Source organism: Butyrivibrio sp. XB500-5 (assembly GCF_003625505.1).
Lineage (GTDB): Bacteria > Bacillota > Clostridia > Lachnospirales > Lachnospiraceae > Butyrivibrio.
In genome coordinates, this window is sequence record NZ_RAIS01000001.1 from 246,336 (window position 1) to 268,200 (window position 21,865).

The following is a 21,865-nucleotide window of genomic DNA, read 5'->3' on the forward strand; positions in this document are numbered from 1 at the left end:
TATACTTACGTTACTGTAGATTTAGAAAAAAGGAGATCACAATGGAATTCAAGCAGGAATTAGAAACCGGCACCTTTAAGATGATCGGATCAAACGAAACAACATTAAAGATTAAAGAGGTTGCCGAGAAATGCAGGCTTGTACGCTCGGATTCGGGAGTAAGAGTTGAACTTGCTTACACTGGTCCCAGCGCCAGCAAATATATGCAGTATGTAGAAAAGCACAAGGATGAGCTTACAAAGTTCCTTTTAAACCCTGATGAAGCAGATCTTTACGAGTGGCTCGAGACTTCTCATCAGAATGAGAACACACTTAAGAAGCATGAGAAAGAAAAACTTATTCTCTATGTCAACTTCGATCCCACAACACGTATGATGCTCACAGGTATCGCTGATGACAACGTTACACTTAAGCTCGGTTCACCTCTTATGCAGGTCAACATCGACGAGCTTGACAGAGATCAGTTTAAGCTCAAAATCTACAATATGCTTCTTCTTGCAGATGAAATTGCCGTAATGATGGGCAATTCCGATCTTCGAAAGATGACCAATATTCAGATAGTTAAGTCATATCTCACCGAGATCTATGACAAGTATCATGAGAATATTTGATCACCAATAAAATAATTGCCTTATGGTATAAAAAACGGCATCGCCTATATAAAGGCGATGCCGTTAATATTTATTAAACTTAAACGGTCACAAACTGCTTTGTGCTGTCTGAAAGCTGACTAGTAACTCTGTTGTTGTTGTCCATAGCTTCTCCGATGCCCTGCATCTGTCCTACAATCTCTGTTGAGTTTGTAGCTGAAGTATTGATGGCAACCGTACTCTCCTGAACCGACTGGTTGATCGATGTAACATGCTCTGACATCTGCTCCATGATAACGCCGAGATTCTCAGCTTTTTCACTGAACTTATTGAGCATATCATCAATTATTGCCGCAGTATTCTCATACTTCTCTCCAACCTCTACAAATGAATCGTAATCGGAAAGAACAGTGGTGTTGATGAATTCAAGCACCTGCATGGCATTATCTGAAAGAGCCTTAACCGCATCGGTAACATCCTGACTGATCTTCTGGATATTACCCGCTGTCTGTCTGCTGTTCTCGGCAAGTGAGCTGATCTCCTCAGCAACAACCGCAAAGCCTCTTCCGGCTTCACCTGCTCTTGCAGCTTCAATGCTGGCGTTAAGAGCAAGAAGATTGGTCTGTGATGCGATATCAAGAATTACATTGGTAAGCTCACCGATCTGGTTAACCTGCTCGGAATCCTGAACTGACTGCTCTAGAACGGCACTGAGCTCTTCCATCTTACTTCCTGTGTTGCTCTTCTTCTGGTTAACTTCTTCCTGAACGGATTCAGCCTCAATCTTGATGTGCTCTGCTGTCTCTTTTCCTTCCGCAACCTCTGCATTGATGCTGTCTGTAGCGCTCTTAACATCAACAAGTTTCTCAGTCATTGTTGTAGCTGTAGCCGATACAGTGTCCATGCTTGCAGAGAGCTCCTGAAGAGCTGCCGAAGTATTGGTAACATTGTCGTTGGCTTTCTGTATCTTCTCGGAAACCTCTTCCTCCGATGTTGTAAGTACAACCGTTCCGTTCTTAACTTCACGCATAACGTTCTGAAGATTCTCAATAAATCTGTTGAAACCGTTCTTAAAGAAAATAAGCTCGGAATTAGTCTTGGTATTGATCCTTGTCGTAAGATCTCCTTTGCCGTTATCAATATCATCTATGATGGCATTAACTTCATTGGAGATAGATCTGATCTTCTTAACGATAACAAAGTAGTTAAGCGCAAATGTTAATGCAAGACAGATAAGGAATATAGCAAGTCCGATAACAGACTTAAGCACTGCCTGATTCCTTGAATCTATCATGTTGTTTATCGAACCGTATGAAAGAGCGTCAACCGCAGCGTCAAGCTCTGCCAAACGACGGTCGATATTTTTCATAAGTTCTTTAACCTCGCCCTCCATGACAACGGTACACTGAGCACCTGCTCCGGATTTGGCAAGATCCATGGCGTTTGTAACGGAAGAAATATACGTATCGACACGTACACTGAGTTCCTTCGCGATCTTGAGAGCATTGGCGGAAAATTTATCGTCGTTCTTGGAAAAAACTCCGATAAGTGAATTCATTGATGTCTTGAGTTCTTCAAGATCTGCCCTTACCGTTGTATCAATCTCGGGTTTCTGATCTCTGCTCGCGTAAATATAAACAAACGGCTGAGCATAAATATCATATATTTGTGTTGAAACTTTCCCTTCATACATGTTGGCTTCAGCAACATAATTGATCAAAGCGTTAGAATTGTTGACAGTGTTATCGAGTGAGTCCATTGTGAGGAACATTACCGCTCCGAATACGACCAACATCGCAACGTTAACGGCGATAACCTGAAATAAAATTGAATGATACCATTTTACCCCTTTTTTCTTTTTGCTTTTCATACACTGGCCTCCATATTTGATTTTTTATACACCACAGGGGACGTCTCCCCTATGATTAGGTGCACGCGACTTGCGTCACTCTTTTGCGACGAACAATGTTCCGACCTTCTTTTTCTCTATGATGTCATAGAGCTTCTCGGGATTCTTGCCGTTTGTAACAAGAACATCGATTCCGTGAGAAGTAGCAAGCTCAGCCGCTTCCAATTTGGTGATCATTCCGCCCGTCCCCCTATTAGAGCCTGATCCCGAAGCAACTTTCCTAAGCTCGTCTGTAATCTCCTCGACTCTGCTGATCACCTTGGCATTGGGATCCGTCTTGGGATTACCGTCGTAAAGTCCGTCTATATCGGAAAAGATGATAAGCTTACTTGCATTGCAGAATACCGCAACAAGAGCCGATAACATGTCGTTATCGGAGAACAGCTTCTTTTCCGATTCGATCTCCGTATGGCTTACGGAGTCGTTTTCATTAACTATTGGAATAATATGATTTTCCAAAAGAGCATCAAATGTGTTCTTTAGATTCTCACTTCTGACAGGATTGCTGAAATCCGCATTATCCAGAAGTATCTGGCCTACCATTCTGTTGTATTCACCAAAGAACTTGTCATAAAGATGCATAAGCTCTGTCTGACCTACGGCTGCAGCCGCCTGCTTCATCTTGAGTTCCTTTGGTTTCTGAGCAAGCCTCATCTTTCCGGCGCCTACAGCGATGGCACCCGATGATACAAGCACCAGGTCATAACCAAGATTCTCAACTCCCGAAAGAGCTCTGCATAAATGATCGAGAGCACGAATATCTACATTACCGCTCTCGTTAGTGATAGTGGATGTTCCCACCTTAACAACAATTCTTTTTTTACTGACTGCCATGTCTTCTTACACTCTCTTATAATGTTTATTATCAATCCGGCCAATATGACATTTCATTATATATCGGTCGATCTCTTCTGAATTATTATAGCGTTTGGATCAATTTTTCCTTTTATTATGCTACCGGCACCTATTACAGCGCCCTTACCGATATGAGTTCCGCGGAGAATCACCGCTCCCGCGCCGACCCACACGTCATCTTCAATAACGACGTCGGCACTGATGAACTCACTGTCAGTCTTATTCCTGAAATCATGATCGTGATCCACGATAACAACGTTGTTGCCGAATTTGCAGTTATTTCCGATGGTTACGGATTTGGCTGCGGTAATACATGTTCCCGTGTTAAAAAAACAATGATCACCGATCTTAAGCTCTCCGCCGTCCGCTACAAGATAGAGATTACCTCTGTTCTGATTGTAGCTTCCGAGTTTGATCTTACCTTTTTTATATATTTCTACATGAAGCTTATCGAAAGTCTGGATCGCTCCCGCAGAAAAAGCAGATAAAAAGCGAAGTTTCCTACATCCGATTCCTATGAAATTTTTAAAATACAGAAAGGGTGATCTCATTTTTTCCTCCGTTTTTTATTTAAAGGAAAGTATCATATACCTTTTCAAGCTTGGAAATATGTGTATCAAAATTGTACTCTTTGTCAGCTATTTCATAGCTTCCCTTTGAAGCACGGATATATACATCCTTGTCAGATAACAACTTAGCGATCCCGTCGCTTATACTGTCGACGTCACCTGGTCCTGATATAAAGCCGTTTACTCCGCCTCGTACGATCTTGGGAATTCCGCCTACATTGGTCGAAACAACGGGTAGTCCGTAAGCCATCGCATCAAGAATCGACATCGGAAGTCCTTCATCATAAGACGGAAGAAGATATATTGAGGATTCTCTAAGGAACTTATCCTTCTCTTCTCCTCTGACCCAACCGGGAAAAAGAGCTTTCTCCTTAGTGGTCACGCTGTATACATCATACGTTATCTCTTCAACATCGGCCTCATCTCCGCTTCCGCAAAAAACAAAGGATGCGTCCGGAACCTTGGCCAGCGTCTTTTTTACTATAGGCGCAAAATCATAACCGCCTTTTCTTTTCCCGAGTTCTCCGAGGAAAAGAATCTGCTTTTTATCAAACCTGTCGTCAAAGAAGCTCTCTACAGTGCTTTTGTCTTGGGGTCTGCAATAATTCTCGATAACTGTAAGCTTTTCTGTTGGGACAATATGTGACATAGTCTCTTCCCACTCTTTGGAAAGAACTATTATCTTAGAAAAATCGTTATAAACCTTCTTGATGAGCTTCTTCTTTTTATCCGAAGCTTCCTCGTAAAATGTCTTAAAATCAGCGCCGTGAAGGTGATCTATAACGGGGATTTTCTTTCTTTTGGCCAAATACAAAAAGGGTTGCATCCTGTAAAAGCTCGGACCGAAAGAAGAGTGAATATGAACAAGCTCGGGCTTAAAGGTTCTGAGTACCTTGCGATACTCCATTAAGCCTTTCACTGCTTTTATAAGCTTTTGGAATTTGCTTCCGTCACAATACGATTCAACATACCTGATATCATAGTCATCTTCCAGTCTGCTTCCATAATATCCGGAAACAACCGCGGCGATACCGCCTTTGACATCACGCTGTTGCACGATCATGCAAACTCTGCGTTTATTCTCTGACATATACCATCCCCCGACGCTTCAATTCCCTTATTTTCAAGAAAAAACGCCACCATATGCAAATAATATACCACACTGCGACATTGTTTAACAGTATCTGTTTTTCGCTATTTCTTCTCTAAATTATAGATAAAAAGCGGAAAAATAATATGCCTTAAAACAACTTGTATATTGCGGCGGTAACATTTATTCCCGGTCCGTAGCATGCAACAAGTGCATCTGCGTTTTCAAGTTCCCTAAGATCATACGGCAGATTTGTGCTTAAAACCACAATCTTTTTATCTGCGAGTTTAGTCTTTTCAACAAGCGTCTTTACCTCAGTATTCTTATGTAACTCTTCCCCCGTGGCGCAGGTCGATAAGCACACCACTACATCTGCGTTTTGTATCGCGGAATCTGCCGAAGCATCAAGACCTTTTCCATAGCATATAAGTGAGGCCGCAGAAGCTCCTGCAATATCTATACCGTTCTGTATGGATCCGAGCTGATCGGCTTGAGGATAGAAAACAACTACCTTTTTATCTTTTTCAATAGGACATACTCCGTCATTCTTAACGGCGGTAACTCCGGCCTTTGCAATCTCCCATTCAACGGCCTTGTTCTGCCTTGAGCCCACAACATCCGCAGCCTTTTTTGAAGAAGCTTCAACGCTTGTATTTAAAAGCCCGTATTTATTCTTGGTCTCTATGATTCTTTTTACAGATTCATTTATTCTGTCTTCGGATATCTCTCCGCTCTTTACCTTGGTCAAAAGACCGTCCATATATGCGTCAAGCTCCTTCAGAGCCTTGTCAGAAGACAGCTGAACCGGCATCAAGATCATATCCGCTCCTGCATTTATAGCCATTGCGGATGCATCTACCTTGTCAAAATTGTCGGAAATGGCTTTCATTTCCATGGAGTCGGTAATTATAAGTCCCTTATATCCCAGTTTTTCTCTAAGGATTCCGGTCAAAATCTTTTTGGAAAGTGTCGCAGGCAAATTTATCTTTTGCCCGTTTGCTTTGGAAACATATGTATCTTTCTCAATCTGAGGATATTGAATATGAGCCGTCATTATGAAATCCGCATTGGAAACCAAAGAAACATACGGAACAAGCTCATTTTTTTCTAATTCCTCGTAGGTTTTGTTGATCACTGGAAGTCCCGTATGACTGTCGACATTCGTATCCCCGTGTCCCGGAAAATGCTTAAGGCATGCCATCACTTTTTGGCTGTGAAGTCCCTTTACAAATTGTGCACCGAAACGAGCCACAACAGCAGGATCATCCGAAAAAGACCTGACTCCTATCACAGGATTCTCAGGATTATTATTTACATCGACAACAGGTGCAAAATCAAGATTAAATCCTTGAACGGCAAGTTCTCTTCCGATCACATTTGCGGCCTTAAAAGCATTGGTGGCATTCCCCGTTGCAGCAAGAGCCATATTACCGGGCATCTTAGTACCTGTCTGCAGCCTAGTAACTCTGCCGCCTTCCTGATCTATCGCAACAAACAGCTTGGATTTAAATCCGCCGCTTAGGTGTGCTTTTTGAATGCCGTTTATAAGCTCGGTAGTCTGCGCCGCATCCTTCGTATTCTGTGAAAACAATATCACCCCGCCGAAATCATACTTTGCCAAAGCAGATGAAAGTTCACCGTTCATAGCCGTAAGATCCTGATCGTTCCATGTCCTCAGCGACGGCATTATCATCTGCGCAAGCTTCTGATCTATCGTCATTGACGCGACAACGGAATCAGCGGTTTCTTTAGCTTGTACAAAGACAGTGTTCCGGCCAAACATACCTATTCCCAATATACATGATAATAATAACGATGTGATTCTCCTCATAAACTCTCCCTCTTATCAAACAATTATAACATTAAAGAAAAAAGCGCTTAACCAAGCGCTTTTAAGAGTGGATTAGACGGGAGTCGAACCCGTGTCCAAAAATTCATCCCCTGTACTTCTACTATCATAGTCAATTATTTCGGGATTCTGCATCCCTGTTCCCTCATGCTCGCGGTAATTGACAACTGCAAACAATCGGTAGCTTCATGATACGACCATGACCGCAAAGCTTAGGCCATGTCGTTTCCTACAAAGTTTGACGCCGATTACTAAATGTGTAGGTGCACTCAGGTCGACGAGCTGCGCTTAGGCAGCAAAAGCTAAATCTGTTTTAGCGTTTAATTTTAATTTGAGGTTTAACGCACCATCCTGCGGATAGCTTCTCCAGCTTCAAAATCCCTGTCGAAACCTTTACTAACCCTTATATATGAAGCTTACGCTTCCATAAGTATATCGACAAATAAAGCTAAAATCAATATACCTATAGTTTAATGAATGAAAACTTACTTGAACTTCATCTTAAACTCTTTTTCAATTTCTCTCTGCTGATCCTTTTTTGCCATATCGGCTCTCTTATCATAGAGCTTCTTACCTTTGGCAAGACCGATCTCAACCTTAACCTTGCCGTTCTTAAAGTAAACCTCGAGAGGTACAAGTGTATAACCCTGAACCATTCTCTGCTGGTCGAGCTTTCTTATCTCGGCTTTGTGCAAAAGAAGCTTCTTAACCCTTAAGGGATCCTTATTAAAGATGTTGCCCTTCTCATACGGGGTTATGTTCATGCCCATAATAAAAGCTTCGCCCTTATCAATGCTGATCCATGCTTCTTTTATACTGCACTTGCCCTGACGGATTGATTTTACCTCGGTTCCGAAAAGCTCAATACCCGCTTCGTACTTCTCCTCGATAAAATAATCGTGATATGCTTTTTTGTTGTTAGCTACAAGCTTTCTAGCCTTGTTATCTTCTGCCATGTTACTTACCTGTTCTCTTTATCTTTTCTTCTTTCTGCCCTTACCCTGCGCACTTCTTGCAGCCTTGCTCGTTGCAGATTTCTTGTACTTGTGGACCTTATAGACCTTCCTTGTGGACTTAGACTTCTTATCCGCGTTCTTATCGGATTTCTTATCGGATTTCCTATCAGATTTTTTAGAAGCTTTTCCTTTGGAAGTCTTTGATAATTCCTTCTTGGCCTTTTTCAAAAGCCTGTCTACTTCTTCGGAAATCTGCGCATTATCGACCTCTTCCTTGGCTTTTTTGCTGAGAGTTCTTATCTTTTTGGCTTTATCGCCCGCAAGCTTACGAGCCTTGGGGACATACTCTTCTTCATAATACAATTCATCTTCATTCTCATCAAAGTCCTCATCGACAAGCCTGAAGTCGATTGTCTTTGAGATTCTGTCTGCTCCTACAACCTTGATCTTAACCTTCTGACCAAGAGTGTATTCCTTGTGATATCTTTCGCCGACAAGCTTCATCTGAGCTTCGTCATATACGTAGAAATCATCGGCCATAGATGCAGCAGCGACCATTCCTTCGCAGGAATTCTCAAGCTCAACAAAAAGCCCCCAAGCGGTCACACCTGATACAACGCCCTCAAAAACTTCTCCGACATGATTTTCCATGTACTGAGCTTTCTTGAGCTTATCGGTCTCACGCTCTGCTTCCTCAGCTCTTCTTTCCGTCTCCGAAGAATGCTTGGCAACTTCATCAAGGATCTCGCTGTAATGAAGCATCTTGGCTTCATTCATCCTGCCTCTTAAATGATCTTTGATTATTCTGTGGATCTGAAGATCGGGATATCTTCTGATGGGAGAGGTAAAATGGCAATAGTAGTCAAATGCAAGTCCGAAGTGTCCCGTGCATTCCGTGCTGTACTTAGCTTGCATCATACTGCGAAGAGTCATCCTGCTTATAACAGCCTCTTCCTTGCTTCCCTCTATATTCTTAAGGAGCTTCTGCAGCTCTTTTGGCTTAACTCCCTCATCGCGTCTTGTCTTTATATGAAGTCCGAAGCTATTTACAAAAGCAGAGAGCGTAGCGATCTTCTCGGGATCGGGCTGCTCATGTATACGATATACGAACGGACTCTGAAGGAAATAAAAGTGTTCGGCAACCGTCTGGTTCGCCGCAAGCATGAAGTCTTCGATAAGCTTCGTTGCCGTGTTTCTCTCATGAGGAACAATATCTATGGGATTTCCGTCCTTATCAAGGATAATCTTGGTCTCGGGGAAATCAAAGTCTATTGCGCCCTTCTTCTCTCTCTTTTTTCTAAGAATGGACGAAAGCTTGGCCATATCTTTGAACATGGGCACAAGTTCTTCGTATCTTGCGATCTCTTCTTCGTCCTCATCCTCAAGTATCTTGGCAACGGAAGTATAAGACATTCTCTCGTTGACATTTATAACAGTCTCAGCGATCTCATGATCGATAACGCCGCCGTTCTTATCAATTGTCATAAGGCAGGAAAGAGCAAGTCTGTCCTCGCCGTGATTAAGCGAGCAGATACCGTTCGAAAGCCTGTGAGGCAACATGGGTATAACCCTATCCACAAGATAAACACTGGTTCCGCGCTTTAATGCTTCTCTATCGAGAGCCGACTTTTCCTGAACATAATTGGTTACATCCGCAATATGAACTCCGAGATGGTAAAGACCTTCATCGTCAATAGAAAGACTTACTGCATCGTCAAGGTCTTTTGCATCCTCTCCGTCTATCGTGACCATAGTAACGTCTCTGAGGTCCATTCTGCCAAGCATATCCGCTTCACTTATGACATCGGGACATTTATTGGCCTGATTTATAACTTTCTCGGGGAACTCCGTCGGGATATCGTAGTTCTTTACAATAGATAAGATATCGACACCCGGATCGTTGATGTTTCCGATAACCTCTTTTACCTTACCCTCGGGCTTCTGTCTCTTCTTGGCATCGCCGTAATCCGTTATGGTAACTACAACTTTATCTCCCGTAACAGCGCTTCCGTGAAATTCAATCGGAATAAAGATATCGCTTGTAAACTTATCGCTGTCTGGAATGACAAAACCGAAATTCTTCTCGGCCTGATAAGTTCCGACAATCTCCTGAATACCTCTTACAAGGATGTTTCTGATACGTCCCTCTTTACGTTTGCCGCTCTGAACGGGAAGAATCTCGACTTCCACAGTATCTGTATGAAAAGCTCCGTGAACGTAATCTTCGGGAATAAAAATATCCTCATCTTCCCCTTCTACAGTCACAAAGCCAAATCCTCTTGCATTAGAAATAAACTGACCTACCACATGGTTGTCAGCATATTTCTTGCTATTACCGAATAAGCTTTCTTCTACTCTTTTAAGTCTTCTTCCTTTACTCATATTCCCTCATAAAATAATCAAGGCACTCTATTTTATTATAGAGTGCCTTGCGATAATCTTACAATAACAGTTCTATCAGAACAGTTTCATGTTCAGAAGTATACTGAGTACTATAAACAACACAGATAAAACAACCGTTATAGTCTTGAGAATTCCCTCTCTTGAACGGCCTCTGTTCTTGCCCCAATATGTATTCTCAACTGTTCCCTGAATAGCACCAAGTCCCTGATTCTTACCTTCCTGCGCAAGAACAAGCACAACAAGTGCAAGGCAAACCAATATAAAAATAATTCCTACTACATAACTTAAAGTACTCACGAAATACATTCCTCCCGGTACATATTCTGCATATTATAGAATCATGCGCTAAATGTCGCGCACAAACTACTTTATCATATTATCACTTTTTAATCAACAAAGACTTTCCTGTCATCTCTGCAGGCTGCTCTTCTCCCATGCACTCGATAAGTGTAGGAATGATATCAGCAAGGCAACCGCCCTCTTTAAGAGTATATGCGGGATCATAGTTAACCAAGATGAAAGGAACAGGGTTTGTTGTATGAGCTGTCCAAGGCTCACCTGTCTCATAGTCGATCATCATGTCGGCATTACCGTGGTCTGCGCAGATGAACATTGTTCCGTTAACAGCCTTGATAGCCTCAACGATCTTTCCAACGCACTCATCTACAGTCTCGATAGCGGAAACCGCTGCAGGGATAACACCTGTATGTCCTACCATGTCGGGGTTAGCGAAGTTGGCAACCACAACATCGTACTTCTGAGAGTTGATGGCATCAAGAATCTTCTCGCATACTTCGGGTGCGCTCATCTGAGGCTTAAGATCGTATGTGGGAACATCCTTAGGGCTGTTTACAAGCACTCTGTCCTCACCGTCGTTGGGCTTCTCAACACCGCCGTTAAAGAAGAATGTAACGTGTGCATACTTCTCTGTCTCAGCGATACGAGCCTGCTTAAGTCCCTTAGCGGCAAGCCACTCACCGAATGTATTTGTAAGAAGAACCTTCTTAAATGCAACTTCTTTATTAGGAATAAGAGGATCGTAGTCTGTGAAGCAAACATAAGTTACATCAAGTCTCTTACCTCTGTTAAACTTATCAAAATCATCATCGCAGAAGCAATGTGTGATCTCTCTTGCTCTGTCGGGACGGAAGTTAAAGAAGATGATCGAATCCTTATCCTTAACCGTAGCAACGGGTGCTCCGTTCTTCATAATAACAGTAGGGATAACGAACTCGTCTGTCTTACCGTCCTTGTATGTCTGAACCATGCACTCGTGAGCGCTGTCAGCCTTGTTGCCCTCGCCCTTTGTAATTGCGTTGTAAGCAACCTCAACACGGTCATAGTTGTTATCTCTGTCCATAGCATAGTAACGACCTGAGATAGAAGCAATCTGGCCAACGCCAAGTTCTTTCATCTTGTCCTCAAGCTGCTGTACAAAGTCAATTCCGCTCTCCGGAGGTGTGTCTCTTCCGTCAAGGAAGCAATGAACATAAACTTTACTAAGTCCGTTCTTCTTAGCAAGTTCAAGAAGTCCGTAAATATGAGTGATATGGCTGTGTACACCGCCGTCGGAAACAAGTCCGTACATATGAAGTGCAGAATCATTGGCTTTGCAATTATTGATCGCTGCCATAAGTCCTTCGTTAGTAAAGAAATCACCGTCCTCGATTGACTTTGTGATTCTTGTGAGCTCCTGGTAAACAATTCTGCCGGCACCCATGTTCATGTGTCCGACCTCTGAGTTACCCATCTGTCCGTCGGGAAGACCTACTGCAAGTCCGCTTGCAAGTCCCTGTACGAAAGGATACTCCTTCATAAGTGAATCCATAACGGGAGTCTTTGCCATAGCAATGGCATTTCCCTCAGGATTGGGGTTGATTCCGTATCCGTCAAGGATCAAAAGAACTGTTGGCTTTGAACCTCTCATTTATATATCCTCCATCTTCTACGCATATAGCGATTAAAAAACTAATAAAATTATATTTTTACCACTGCATAGTATATCTCAAATAATGGCTTTATGACAAGATGGGTTTGATTTTGTTTTGGACAACAGTATAAGACTGAACGGATACAGCACCAAACCTATGTACAACAGGAAGATCAGTATATATATCTGATAAAAATACGCAACAAGACCTGCAGCAGCTTGTCCGATCGCTATATATATCGCAGCGGATACTCCAAGCCATATAAGCGATATAACTCCCGCAACCATTACTTTCAGAATATACATTCCTGCCGGCAGGCCACTTGCTTTATAAAAATAATACAAAGCAAAAATATAAGTGATAAGCACAAAGATCAGATTGATCACAAACTCAGTATTGGCCATGGTTAAAACAGTTTTTTCCGTAAACCCGAAACTCTCTAAGTTTCTCGCCAATCCTTCCGTTGTCGTCGATGAAAAAATACCGTTTGCGATACCTAAAATAATCCCTATTGCCGTTACCGCAATAAGCGCTGCGATAAATCCGCCTTTCTTTCCGCTGTTATCATCGGACACATTCTTTTTCCATGCGCGATAAGCTTCAAAAGGCAATATTGCAAATGTAATTCCAAAAAATATACCCGAAAGACAACTAAACGCCTTATCGCTCATTGAATGATATGTAGGCATAAAACTCATGGTAATACTTGCAAAAAATGTTGCAACCAAAAAACATGCCACAGAAAACCAATGTTCCCTAATAATCTCCTTATATGTCCCTTTTAATCTAAACATCTCTTTCCTCCAAATAAAAACAAACTATTAAATATTATTTCTAAAATATAACAGATTCGTTAATTATTTGCAAGAGATCTTCTTCTATGCCTTATTTAAACACATATCCGTCTACGTATACATTATCTATGATCTTACCGTCATCACTTAGATCAATACTGAGCCAGCTTATTACAAGTTCACCGCCGTTCTCAAGTTGTATATTCTTATCGAGTACCCGATTAAGTTCATCATCTTCAGCTCCGGCTTTATACAAGGTCATAATATCACTGACAATATCATTAATATTGATCGTATCGACAACTTCGTCTTCATTACAAACTATTTCAAGTTCCAGAGTCTTAAGATCAATACCATCATCCTCTCTATCATAACGGATTTGTACATTGTAAAAATCGGTATACGGTACGCTGAAATTATAATGAGCATCTTCAGCTCTCTGTACTACTATATATTCTAAAGTATTCTCACTTTCTTCAATAACTCTCGCAGCCTTTTCCAGCTCTCTTAACTGTTCATCACTGTAATGATTTTTGATATAGATTTCACCTGTAGCTCCGCAAAAATACCTGAGGGTCGAATATGCTTCAGATGCTTCCTTTACAGTTCTTTTACCTGCTTTGTCTTTATTATTGAAGTACTTTACGATCCTGCCCTTTTGCGATGCTATAACAGAAGAATATGCATTGATCCCGGGCGCCAAATAAGAGATCACTACTATAACTGCGATCAAAGGAAGCGCTAAATAAATTACTTCTTTCTTTTTGGCTATACCGATAAAATACAAAACAAAATATCCTATCTCAAATGCAACTACCGCTATTCCCGCATATCTTGCAAGAGTAAGTCCGTAACCTGAAATACGTATAGACATCGAAATGATCTGCAAGATGATAAACGGAATAAATATAAGCGGCATTATCCTAAATATCTTCTTTGTATTCTCTTCGCAGATTCCCTGTGCCATTGTCCAGATAAACACTCCGAAAGCGAACATCGCCGTAAGAATACCAAATACCTGATTTGAAGGGAACTTAAGCGTAACTATGATCTTGATGATATAGATATAGACGATCAAAAAAGCAATCGCCAGAAGCCCCGGAAGTACAATAGTCAGCATCACTTTGCCGAATTTACTGATCTCGCCATCGGTCTTGGAAAGTCCGACAAGAATGCAAGGAAACTGCACAAGTCCAAGAAGAAATATCCAAAGTCTCTCATATACGCTATAGTCAAGTTCAAACAAAAGCGCATTGAACGCCGCCACTATAAGAAACAAGCCAATCGTAATAACAGCATAAACAAGCTCGGCCTTCAAAAGACCGCAAAAAGCCTTAGCGGTATAGATCTCGAATGAACATTTACTCTTTTTATAGAAAAAATATAAAGTCGCGCAGATTGCTGCAACCACAAAGCAAAAAGTAATCCTTATCGCATACTCATAAATAAACCTTACAGACAGCTCGTTAAGTCCGATTACCTTTGAAACATCTTTACTGTCATAAGCCAAAGAAACTCCGGAAAAAAATCCCAGTACCGCTGAAACAGCCATTACCGAGGCATTTGCGACAATGTACTTTTTATTCTTAAAATCATAATCCCCGTCATTTGTCTTTTTGTATAAGCGATAGGTTTCACATACCAGTGCTCCGACAGCAAACACCACTAAGAAGGTCGCTATCAGATTGATCACTTTTTCTGCCGATTCATATTTATCAAAGCCGTCAGACGTAATCGCATACAACAGCATTGATAAAAAAACACTCGAAGTTGATATCGAGTGTTCCCTCAAAATCATTAAAAATGCATCTTTTATTCTTTTAAGTCCTAACATCTCTTTCCTCCTAAAACGAATAATTTACTCAGTAAGATCAGCCTTATCGATTGTGATATCACATACGATATCAGGCTGGATTCCTTTTATATGCTCATCCAAATATGAAATTATGTTATCATCCTTGATATCATATTTATACGGAACAGTCAAATCAAATGCTACTCTTCTGCAATCACCTTTTGCATGAATAACCCTGAAATCATGAAAGCTAAGATTGGGGTCAAGCTCAGCAACAATGTGCTTTACCTTTCTCTTAAGCGCCTCTGAAAATTCATCATCCGTAACTACGGGATCCATATGTATAACGATCATACATCCGTACTTGTTTCTGATCTCATTCTCAATATCATCAATTTGATCATGAACCGTAACGATATCTTTATCTCCGGGAACCTCAACGTGAAGAGACACAAAATTTCTTCCTGGGCCGTAATTATGTATTATAAGGTCATGTACACCCAGAACTCCGTCAAAACCAAGAACAAATTCATTTATTTCTTTTACCAGTTCTTTGCTCGGAGGTTCACCCAGAAGCGGACTGATCGTATCACGCGCAGCTTCGCAGCCTGTCTTTACAATAAAAACGCATGCAAGAATACCTATATATCCGTCAAGAATTATTCCCGTCTTATGCGAAATAAATGACGACAGCAAAACAATACCCGTTGTGACAACATCGGAAATACTGTCCATGGCGGTATTCTTTAGTGCCGCACTCTCTATCTTTTTTGAAGCCTCAAGATTTCCTTGGAACATTATTAACTTGATAATTATGGAAAAAATAAGAATGCCGGCTATAACGCCGTTAAACAAAGTCTCCTTCGGATGAAGGATCTTTTCAACAGATGAATGCATCAGTTCAACTGCCATAATGATGATAAAAAGAGCTACAATAAGCCCCGCAATATACTCAAGTCTTCCGTGTCCGAACGGATGCTCCTCGTCAGCCTCCTGCCCTGAAAGCTTGAAGCCGACAAGCGTAACTATGCTTGATGCGGCATCTGATAAATTATTGAACGCATCGCCCGTTATAGAAATAGAGCTGCTTATAATACCCGCAAAAAGCTTGGATGCAAATAAGATGAAATTAAGGCAAATGCCCACTATTCCACTGAGAATCCCGTACTTATTCCTTACTTCAAGATCATCCGTGTTATTGTGATCCTTTATAAAAAAGGTTGCAAGAAAAGATATCATAAGTTGTACAAGCCGCGGTCAAACGCACAAAACTCTAATCTGCAAACTCCACACAGATAAGAAGCGTTCCCCTCTCTACCGTCAGCTCAGCCTCCTCATCAATGATAAATTCATTACTGACTCCAAGCGGAAAATCGGATGAAAGCTCGCCGTTATCAAGAGTATAGCTAAGTCCCTTGATCGTCACACCCTCCGCCTTTTCCGATAAAGAAAATACAGAAATATACCCGGTATTTCCTCTGTTAAACTTGACGGTCTCATTCTCAGCTATCATGAGCATTTTGTCATGATCCATGATGTATCCCGTTCCGCCGTTATGTTTAATATACAATAAAGTCTGTACATTGGCAAAGCTGTGATCAAACCTTCGTCCGCCCAAAGCCCCGTATAAAAAGATCTTTTTATAACCTTTTAAAAGAGCTATCTTAACAGCCTTCATCGTGTCAGTATCATCTTTTCTGACTTCAAGCTGCATTATCCTGTCAGGGTCGCTCTCTCTTATCTCTTCAAGCGTTCTTACGGCATCGGGGCCAAGCTCGTTAAGAGAATCGAAGTCTCCGACGATCAAGTCCGGCAATATCCCAAGGTCTCTGGCATACATAAATCCCGCATCGCATGCAATACAATAATCCCCTTCTTCAAGAGGAATTTCTATAGGAGTAAAACTCCCGGCAGAAATAATAACGCATCTTGGTTCTCTCATGTCTTATATCTCCCTATGCCGGATCAGGCTTTAATCCTTGATTCAATAGTGTCTATATCCATTTCCCATTCATTTTCTCCGCCCCAGTCACCGACGATCGTTTCCTCGACAGTGCCGTCACGCAGTTCGATGGTTGTATCCAACCTGTAATTCATTTTGGCTACCCTTGTTGAATTACCTGAAGTAATGTAGCTGTAAAGATAAGTAACCGAATACTTGGTGTGTGGATACATATTGTCTTCTATAGAGGCCGGTTCATATGAGATCGAATTTCTCTGAACGCCGTCATCTTCGAAATAATTGGCCCAAAGAGTTATAACACCGGAAGTAGACGGATTCTCTTCAAAGCTTAAGAATCTATAGCTCCACTCATCGTTCTTTTGATTTAAGATCACTGCCTCTCTGCTGATAGGTACATAGACTGTATTCTCCAAAGGAGTCTTTTCTTTATTCAAAAAGACATCTCTAAGCGCCAGATACTCATCGGATACAACAAAGCTTCTAAGCTCATCTACATTACCGACATCAAGCTGAGTAAAAATATCCGCAAATATAGCCTGTACTCTAAGACTGTCGTCGAGACAGGCTTCAAAAGACTTTATATTATCATCACTTCCTATTACGTTAACAGCTCTTCCAATCAGTTCTTTGTATCCGGAAATATCGGAAATATTCAACGTAAAAGATTTTTCGTTAGGTATCAGGTATTCTCTGATAACAGATTTAAGCTCATCCGACGGATTGGCATTGCAGACGTTTATCATCCTGTCAACGACGCTCTCATACTTTTCAAAAGAGCAATCGGATTCTTTTTCACCTTTTACAAATTCCGGTCTGAAAAGAGCATTGATATCGCTTCCGTAGGAATCCTCAAAGCATCTTAGATATGCCGCGTCAATAAGCTCTATCGCATCCTTGTTGTCATTATCCTCTTCAAGAACGTTCACTATGGATTCAACCACACTTATGTCGGTAGCGTTATGATTCATTTTATCAACCGCTTCATTTAAGACAACGGCATGATAATTATCAAGGAGATCTTCATTCTCGGTGTTCTTCCATCCGTCATATAAGATCTTCTTGGCCGATTCGGAATCGTCTATGCTTAGATAAGCTCCTGCCATATTGGAATAGGCAACAACAGATTTGGAATCTATACTTATCGCTTTGTTATAGGAATCTATCGCTGCGTTGTAATCGGCATTTTTAGAATATTCATTGCCTGCAGCTATCGCTTTTTTTACCTTAACTTTCGGAAGATGCGTATATATCAAAAGCCCTGCTATAAATACCACAACAAAAGAAAGAGCTATGATTCCCGCCTTTCTAAAATCAAATCTCTTTCTGCGTCTTCTTCTGCCTCTGTATGAATTTCTGCCTCTGTTTACAGGCCTTCTTCTATCATAGTAACTCAACGTAAAAGCTCTCCCATCTCTTTTATAGACTCAAATACGGCATCGGGACTGCAATCAAACTTATCCATGTCCTCGAGTTTGGTCTCTCCGGAAAGCACCAAAACTCCGATTGCGCCGTTATTAACTCCGGTCGCCACGTCAGTATAAATCCTGTCTCCGACAAACGCAATCTTCTCTTTGGAAACACCTGTCGCACCGACAACCATATCTACAGTCTCTTTAAATGGCTTACCGACAAACCCCGGTTGCTTACCGGTAGAGAGCTCTATAGCCTTACAAATAGCTCCGCAATCAGGGATAAATCCGCCCTTCATCGGACAATTGATATCGAGGTGGGTTGCAAGAAAAAGCGCACCTTCCCTTATATATGTGCAGGCATTGGAGAGCTTTTCAAATGTAAGTGTCTTATCAAAGCCCACAACCACAATGTCAGGTCTTTTGTCCATATTTGCGAGAGCATCTTCATTTTCAAGATTAAAAAGATTGATACCCGCAGCTTTAAAGCTATCTTCCAAAGGCTTTGTGCCAAGAAGATATACGGATTTACCTTTATGATTGGTATTAAGATATGCCGTCATAACATCGCCCGAAGTCATGATCATATCTCTTGTTATATGGCAATTCATCTTGGCGAGCTTTTCTATATAGAGCTCAGCCGATGTCGATGAATTATTGGTGAAAAAGATATATCTTTTACCGGCTCTTTTGACCGCTTCCAAAAAGTCCAACGCACCGTCTAAAATATCATTTTCAAGATAAAACGTGCCGTCCATATCAAGGACGAAAAGCTCCGTTTTATCAAGGATTTCTTTCTTCGTATCAAGATCAAACATCATAAAAAACTACCGCCTAAACATTTTCATTTTGGACATGCTTACCGTAGATCAGCACGGTATCGCCCGCTTTAAGAGACAGACTCCCCTTGGGAATAAGTGCTTTCCCGTTTCTTCTTATCATGAAGATAAAGCTCTGTCTTGAAATATCTATATCTCTTATCGCCGTTCCGTTCCAGGAATGGCCTTCATTTATAACGATTTCTTTAAGATCGATAGGCTGAAGATCCTTGGTCTTCTCGGCACACATTACAACCAGATCGTTCTTCATAAGAACGGTATCGCCCCTTGGTATTATGGTGTCATTACCTCTTTGGAGCGCAACTACCATCATATCTTTCGGAAGCCCGATCTCATTTATCTTCTTATCGCACCACTTATCAGCGGCGCCGAGTCTTACTCTGATAAAGTGAATATTCTCTTCTTCAGTATATTCACCGATCGACTTAAGTCTCTGATACTGCTCGACAAAGCCCGCGGAAATGATACCCGTTGGGATAGCGACCATTCCGACGCCTAGGAAAGCTATAACTATTCCAAGTATCTTACCGGCAACGGTCCTTGGATAAATGTCACCGTAGCCTATAGTCAAAAGAGTCGACGCGGACCACCAGATTCCCGAAAAAGCATTCTGAAATACTTCGGGCTGCGTCTCATGTTCCACACTGTACATACAAAGACTCGCTGACATCATGAGTATCAGGATGATAAATACCGATGCCATCAGCTGTTGCTTTTTGCGGCTGATTACTTCAGTGATAACATTGAGCTGATCGTAATAGGAATTGATCCTAAAAAGTCTTAGTATCCTTGCCACTCTAAAGAGCTTAAACACCGCAGTTCCTCTGGGGAAGAAAAACGGCATATAATACGGCAGGAATGATATAAGGTCGATAACACCGGTAAACGATGCCGCGTATTTAACAGGTGCATATCTCTCGGATTCCTTCGGATAAAGTTCCGGAGCGGTAAAAACTCTCAGAACATAATCCACCGCAAAGAAAAATGTCGTTACTGCTTCTATAGCAAGAAGGAGCGAACCGTAGTTCTGCTCCATATGATCAAAGGTAATCGCAAAAGCTGAAAACAGATTCAAAGCCAGCGCAATAATACTGATAACATCATACAATCTGTTTATGGGCTCATCGACAACACCCACGCTTACCATGTTAAACAGCTTAGCTCTTATTCTTCTGCTCTTTGTATTCGTGCCTTTACTCATTACCCCCTCCTGTATTTAATTAGTATAAAACTTCCAGGCTGCCACTCCGTCAACTTCAACCGATCTTGCATCTATGCCCGGTCCGTATTTCTCATTGAGATAACCCATCAAGGTATCTTTGGCTTCATCATCACTTACAAAAAATACGTTTTCGTTTTCAAACAATGCTTTGGCCGGATTGGAAATACCTGCCTTTCCGGCAAAATATAAACCGCTCGGAGAATTACCGTTTCCGCCCATCTCGGTGATATTCGCATAATAATCCGCATATTTACGGTCTATATCAAAAATATCCTTAGCTCCAAGAAGCATTCCGTAATCAGCTATATTATATATCACGAAATGTCCTTTTGCTTCTCGTATATTGAGAAAATCTTCATACTTGCTATCGCCGTTGGTAAATTTGGAATTATCCATCACCTCGGACTTGATAAATACGGTAGCTATAAGGAATAACAAAACGGCACATACAGCAATCTTTTCGAATCTCTTTGAAAGCTCGGTAATATTATCTTTCTTTTCAATCTTAGAAGAAAGATGATCCACAACAATAAAGCCGCTAATCAAGACAGCCGAAAGCCATATGATGATCTCAACTCTCCAAAAGAATCTTCCCTTAAAGATCAGATAATAATACTCGGCAAAAGAAAGCGCCGCATAAATGATATTCTGAGCAATAAGCCATCTGTCACCTATCGCAAGTGAAAGTAAAACGATCACCATCAAAAGGCCTGCAAGAGTCCTGTTTCCGAATCTGGATACAAACTCCTTTACTGTACTCTTAAGTACACTCATGTTTAGGCCAAGGCCGCTGTTATTATGCTTCTCTCCAACGCTCTCAAGTTTTCTTAAGTTTGCTTCGTTAAACGTCTCCGGATCATTGAACATCCAATGATGTATCATATCAAAATCCGCAGCTGTTATCCCCTCAGCTTCATAATCCTCTGAGCCGTTGGAATAATCATACATTCCAAAGTCTCTGACTTTTATAAGGATATCGTCACTCACCTTAAAATCGCGCCACTGCGTCATGTAGTAAGCATGATAATTAATTGCAAAACAAAGAACACATGCTGCAAAAGGGATGAGCAATAATCTGTATCGCATAAGTTTGTCCGTTTTTCTTAAAGCCCATGCTCCAAATACGAACAATACAAATACAAAAGGCAATACACTTTCAAAGGATTGAATCCTTACGCAAAATCCCAATACAAGCATTAAGGATGCCAAAGAAAAAGATATCTTATCAACCTTTTCATCACGCCTAAAGAGCATGATCATATAAATGCTTGCGGCAACAACATAAAGTACCGCTGATTTGGAATAATGGATATGAATATAAAATTCACCGGCCAAAAGAAAATTCAGAAAAACAGTGATGATAACAGAATGCTTTATTGACAGTTTATCCGAAAAAGCCAGCGTCAGCATGATTACCGCAAATAAGTCGGTTATAAGATAAAACCAAAGATAACAGTTTATTCCGGGAAAGATAAAATAAAAAAACTTTATCATATATCCCAGAACAATATTGGTATAAACAAGGTACTGCGAGAAGATCCCATATGCACCTGCCGCGGCCATATTCATGCCGGCGTCATCATTCACGTCATATGATACATAACCAAAGCATACACACAATGCCCATATCAATAATGATATACAAGCAATATATAATGTCTTTTTCTTCATCACAGTACCCATTTCCTTAT

At 41.2% G+C, this 21,865-nt stretch carries 18 protein-coding genes and 1 other RNA gene; 1 reads left to right on the forward strand and 18 read right to left on the reverse strand.

Annotated features, from left to right (window positions below):
* The first annotated feature begins 41 nt into the window (after nucleotides 1-41).
* Nucleotides 42-611, forward strand: coding sequence for a hypothetical protein (locus D6856_RS01110; RefSeq protein ID WP_120656332.1), 570 nt, complete (start codon nucleotides 42-44; stop codon nucleotides 609-611).
* Between the two features lie 79 nt (nucleotides 612-690).
* Here D6856_RS01110 and D6856_RS01115 read toward each other — a convergent pair whose 3' ends face one another.
* The 18 genes from D6856_RS01115 to D6856_RS01200 all read right to left on the reverse strand — a co-directional run bounded on the left by D6856_RS01115 (nucleotide 691) and on the right by D6856_RS01200 (nucleotide 21,845).
* Nucleotides 691-2,460, reverse strand: coding sequence for a methyl-accepting chemotaxis protein (locus tag D6856_RS01115; RefSeq protein WP_120685380.1), 1,770 nt, complete (start codon nucleotides 2,458-2,460; stop codon nucleotides 691-693).
* A gap of 75 nt (nucleotides 2,461-2,535) precedes the next feature.
* On the reverse strand, nucleotides 2,536-3,333 hold the full coding sequence (gene proB / locus D6856_RS01120; protein ID WP_120685381.1) for a glutamate 5-kinase: 798 nt from the start codon (nucleotides 3,331-3,333) through the stop codon (nucleotides 2,536-2,538).
* Nucleotides 3,334-3,389: 56 nt separating this feature from the next.
* Nucleotides 3,390-3,905 (reverse strand): acyltransferase, encoded by a 516-nt coding sequence (locus D6856_RS01125; RefSeq protein ID WP_120685382.1) that lies wholly within the window; start codon nucleotides 3,903-3,905, stop codon nucleotides 3,390-3,392.
* Between the two features lie 19 nt (nucleotides 3,906-3,924).
* Nucleotides 3,925-5,013 (reverse strand): glycosyltransferase family 4 protein, encoded by a 1,089-nt coding sequence (locus D6856_RS01130; RefSeq protein WP_120685383.1) that lies wholly within the window; start codon nucleotides 5,011-5,013, stop codon nucleotides 3,925-3,927.
* A 151-nt stretch (nucleotides 5,014-5,164) separates the two neighbouring features.
* Complete coding sequence (locus tag D6856_RS01135) at nucleotides 5,165-6,844, reverse strand: glycoside hydrolase family 3 protein (protein ID WP_120685384.1); 1,680 nt, start codon at nucleotides 6,842-6,844, stop codon at nucleotides 5,165-5,167.
* A 65-nt stretch (nucleotides 6,845-6,909) separates the two neighbouring features.
* Nucleotides 6,910-7,265: a transfer-messenger RNA gene (gene ssrA, locus D6856_RS01140) on the reverse strand.
* Between the two features lie 82 nt (nucleotides 7,266-7,347).
* On the reverse strand, nucleotides 7,348-7,818 hold the full coding sequence (gene smpB / locus D6856_RS01145) for an SsrA-binding protein SmpB (RefSeq protein WP_092243578.1): 471 nt from the start codon (nucleotides 7,816-7,818) through the stop codon (nucleotides 7,348-7,350).
* 18 nt (nucleotides 7,819-7,836) lie between these two features.
* The gene (rnr, locus tag D6856_RS01150) at nucleotides 7,837-10,200 is read right to left on the reverse strand and encodes a ribonuclease R (protein ID WP_120685385.1); all 2,364 of its coding nucleotides are present in this window, start codon (nucleotides 10,198-10,200) and stop codon (nucleotides 7,837-7,839) included.
* Between the two features lie 75 nt (nucleotides 10,201-10,275).
* A complete protein-coding gene (gene secG / locus D6856_RS01155) occupies nucleotides 10,276-10,518 on the reverse strand; it encodes a preprotein translocase subunit SecG (RefSeq protein ID WP_243113982.1) in 243 nt (80 codons plus the stop codon).
* Between the two features lie 82 nt (nucleotides 10,519-10,600).
* The gene (gene gpmI, locus D6856_RS01160) at nucleotides 10,601-12,148 is read right to left on the reverse strand and encodes a 2,3-bisphosphoglycerate-independent phosphoglycerate mutase (RefSeq protein ID WP_092243586.1); all 1,548 of its coding nucleotides are present in this window, start codon (nucleotides 12,146-12,148) and stop codon (nucleotides 10,601-10,603) included.
* A 78-nt stretch (nucleotides 12,149-12,226) separates the two neighbouring features.
* Nucleotides 12,227-12,946, reverse strand: coding sequence for a hypothetical protein (locus D6856_RS01165; RefSeq protein ID WP_120685387.1), 720 nt, complete (start codon nucleotides 12,944-12,946; stop codon nucleotides 12,227-12,229).
* Nucleotides 12,947-13,037: 91 nt separating this feature from the next.
* Entirely contained in the window at nucleotides 13,038-14,780 is a 1,743-nt protein-coding gene (locus D6856_RS01170) for a DUF4153 domain-containing protein (RefSeq protein WP_120685388.1), read from the reverse strand.
* 24 nt (nucleotides 14,781-14,804) lie between these two features.
* The gene (locus tag D6856_RS01175; RefSeq protein ID WP_120685389.1) at nucleotides 14,805-15,980 is read right to left on the reverse strand and encodes a cation diffusion facilitator family transporter; all 1,176 of its coding nucleotides are present in this window, start codon (nucleotides 15,978-15,980) and stop codon (nucleotides 14,805-14,807) included.
* A 34-nt stretch (nucleotides 15,981-16,014) separates the two neighbouring features.
* Entirely contained in the window at nucleotides 16,015-16,683 is a 669-nt protein-coding gene (locus D6856_RS01180) for a thiamine diphosphokinase (protein ID WP_120685390.1), read from the reverse strand.
* A gap of 23 nt (nucleotides 16,684-16,706) precedes the next feature.
* On the reverse strand, nucleotides 16,707-18,098 hold the full coding sequence (locus D6856_RS01185; RefSeq protein WP_120685391.1) for a tetratricopeptide repeat protein: 1,392 nt from the start codon (nucleotides 18,096-18,098) through the stop codon (nucleotides 16,707-16,709).
* On the reverse strand, nucleotides 18,095-18,934 hold the full coding sequence (locus tag D6856_RS01190) for an HAD-IIA family hydrolase (protein ID WP_243113983.1): 840 nt from the start codon (nucleotides 18,932-18,934) through the stop codon (nucleotides 18,095-18,097). The genes D6856_RS01185 and D6856_RS01190 overlap by 4 nt, the downstream gene beginning before the upstream one ends.
* A 13-nt stretch (nucleotides 18,935-18,947) precedes the next feature.
* Nucleotides 18,948-20,153, reverse strand: a complete 1,206-nt coding sequence (locus tag D6856_RS01195; RefSeq protein ID WP_120685392.1) for an ion transporter — start codon at nucleotides 20,151-20,153, stop codon at nucleotides 18,948-18,950.
* A gap of 15 nt (nucleotides 20,154-20,168) precedes the next feature.
* The gene (locus tag D6856_RS01200; protein WP_120685393.1) at nucleotides 20,169-21,845 is read right to left on the reverse strand and encodes a hypothetical protein; all 1,677 of its coding nucleotides are present in this window, start codon (nucleotides 21,843-21,845) and stop codon (nucleotides 20,169-20,171) included.
* Between the last annotated feature and the right edge of the window lie 20 nt (nucleotides 21,846-21,865).

Excerpts from the sequence above, each read along its gene's own strand:
- D6856_RS01170 (WP_120685388.1), bottom strand. The coding sequence starts at position 14,780 with ATGTTAGGACTTAAAAGAATAAAAGATGCATTTTTAATGATTTTGAGG.
- proB (WP_120685381.1), bottom strand. The coding sequence starts at position 3,333 with ATGGCAGTCAGTAAAAAAAGAATTGTTGTTAAGGTGGGAACATCCACT.
- D6856_RS01110 (WP_120656332.1), top strand. The coding sequence starts at position 42 with ATGGAATTCAAGCAGGAATTAGAAACCGGCACCTTTAAGATGATCGGA.
- gpmI (WP_092243586.1), bottom strand. The coding sequence starts at position 12,148 with ATGAGAGGTTCAAAGCCAACAGTTCTTTTGATCCTTGACGGATACGGA.
- D6856_RS01135 (WP_120685384.1), bottom strand. The coding sequence starts at position 6,844 with ATGAGGAGAATCACATCGTTATTATTATCATGTATATTGGGAATAGGT.
- D6856_RS01165 (WP_120685387.1), bottom strand. The coding sequence starts at position 12,946 with ATGTTTAGATTAAAAGGGACATATAAGGAGATTATTAGGGAACATTGG.
- D6856_RS01200 (WP_120685393.1), bottom strand. The coding sequence starts at position 21,845 with ATGAAGAAAAAGACATTATATATTGCTTGTATATCATTATTGATATGG.
- D6856_RS01125 (WP_120685382.1), bottom strand. The coding sequence starts at position 3,905 with ATGAGATCACCCTTTCTGTATTTTAAAAATTTCATAGGAATCGGATGT.
- D6856_RS01130 (WP_120685383.1), bottom strand. The coding sequence starts at position 5,013 with ATGTCAGAGAATAAACGCAGAGTTTGCATGATCGTGCAACAGCGTGAT.
- D6856_RS01175 (WP_120685389.1), bottom strand. The coding sequence starts at position 15,980 with ATGATATCTTTTCTTGCAACCTTTTTTATAAAGGATCACAATAACACG.
- D6856_RS01190 (WP_243113983.1), bottom strand. The coding sequence starts at position 18,934 with ATGATGTTTGATCTTGATACGAAGAAAGAAATCCTTGATAAAACGGAG.
- smpB (WP_092243578.1), bottom strand. The coding sequence starts at position 7,818 with ATGGCAGAAGATAACAAGGCTAGAAAGCTTGTAGCTAACAACAAAAAA.
- D6856_RS01115 (WP_120685380.1), bottom strand. The coding sequence starts at position 2,460 with ATGAAAAGCAAAAAGAAAAAAGGGGTAAAATGGTATCATTCAATTTTA.
- D6856_RS01180 (WP_120685390.1), bottom strand. The coding sequence starts at position 16,683 with ATGAGAGAACCAAGATGCGTTATTATTTCTGCCGGGAGTTTTACTCCT.
- D6856_RS01195 (WP_120685392.1), bottom strand. The coding sequence starts at position 20,153 with ATGAGTAAAGGCACGAATACAAAGAGCAGAAGAATAAGAGCTAAGCTG.
- rnr (WP_120685385.1), bottom strand. The coding sequence starts at position 10,200 with ATGAGTAAAGGAAGAAGACTTAAAAGAGTAGAAGAAAGCTTATTCGGT.